This window comes from Bacillus sp. P4_D3 (assembly GCF_056401855.1).
The window spans coordinates 1-1,496 of the sequence record NZ_JBFUIN010000736.1 but is presented as its reverse complement, the minus strand read 5'-3'; the positions used below and the strand labels follow the sequence as shown (position 1 = coordinate 1,496).

The 1,496-nt window shown below is 40.4% G+C and carries 2 protein-coding genes; one reads left to right on the top strand and one right to left on the bottom strand.

Annotated elements, in window-relative coordinates; all coding sequences use genetic code 11:
- The coding region (locus AC1DTM_RS26130; RefSeq protein WP_477001248.1) for a lactonase family protein at window positions 1–1,014 on the top strand (1,014 nt) is incomplete at its 5' end.
- A 169-nt stretch (window positions 1,015–1,183) separates the two neighbouring features.
- On the opposite strand, the gene AC1DTM_RS26125 is transcribed toward AC1DTM_RS26130, so the two are convergent.
- A complete protein-coding gene (locus AC1DTM_RS26125) occupies window positions 1,184–1,432 on the bottom strand; it encodes a hypothetical protein (RefSeq protein ID WP_000433610.1) in 249 nt (82 codons plus the stop codon).
- Window positions 1,433–1,496: the final 64 nt, after the last annotated feature.

Below are 1,496 nucleotides of genomic sequence, written 5' to 3'. Positions count from 1 at the left end.
GATACGAATGGAATGCTCACCTTTTTAGGTTCTTACCGAACTTACGGAAGAGGTACTGGTATAAAGGAAGTTTCTACAGAAACGGCAAACGATGGTATAGATCCTCTAGCATCACAAGGTTCTCTGACATTGTCCCGTGATGGTCGTTTCCTATTTGCAGTTAACGCAGGCAGTCATAGTATCAGTAGTTTTATCATAGCAGATAACGGGGTGCCGATTTTCGTGGATGTAAAGCCATCAGGAGGTGCTCAGCCCAATAGCATTGGTGTGTATGATAATCTTCTCTACGTGTCCAATGTAGGTAATGCTGCAAACAATTTTGCATCAAATATTACTGGATTTCACATAGATGATAAGGGAAACCTTACACATATTCCAGGATCCACTCATGCTCTCAGTACCTTTAATGCTCAGCCTGCACAAGTTCTCTTCACCCCGGATGGTAGTAAAATCGTTGTCTCCGAGCTTACATCAAACCATCTCAGTGTCTTCCATGTAAATACAGATGGTACGGTTACAGGACCAATTGTTAATGATTCTTACGGTAAAGGCCCATTGGGTGCTTACTTTCTATCGTCCGGAATTCTCTTAGTTACAGAAGCAGTTTCAAATGCGTTGTCATCTTATTCATTGAGAAATGACGGTACTCTTCATGTAATCAGCGGCTCTGTACAAAACGGATATAAAACTGCTTGTTGGGTTATAACAACGAAGGATGAACGTTTTGCCTATACTACGAACACTTTAAGTGGCACCATATCCACCTATCAGATCGCCCCCAATGGAGTACTGTCAGTAGTAAGGCATATTACTAGTACACCGCCGGGAACAGCACCAGGTCTTCCGATGGATGTTGGAGTGAGTAAAGATGGACGAAATTTTTACACCCTTAACGGAAATCAGGGGACAGTGTCAGCATTTAATATTCAAAGTGATGGTAGTCTAGTAAGGTTGCAGGTTGTTGCTTCATCCAATTTTCCTTACTTTGGGTCGCAAGGCTTAGCTGTTCTTTAACTCTATTGGGTCCACTATAATCGTGTGAAATTGAAAAATATATGACGGTGTATGAATAGTAGACATGTAGATGAATTAGGAACCTTTGATTAAACAGCAATTGTCCACCTTACTTACGTAAAACGGAAAAACCCCCCTATAGAAAATTGATAGGGGGTAGGGAAAATGTTTAAGAGAAAGACTGATTTTGCGCAGGTTTTATAAATTGCTCTGGGTTTTCAACAAGCCCGCATACAGCACATTGGACGCGGTAAGTAGGTCCTTGATAAGCCATATGAAAAGCGTTCATCGTTTCATTTGTGTATTCTTCTTCTACTTGACCAGTTTGTGGATTTAATTTTACTGGTTTTACTTGTTGCTCAAGAATATTAAAGCGAGTTCGGTTCGTTTTACAGCTTGGACATAGCATTGGTTCCATATGTATACACCTCCATTTGTAGCATTTCTTAAGCGGTATGATTTTATGCACATAGTTTTATGAT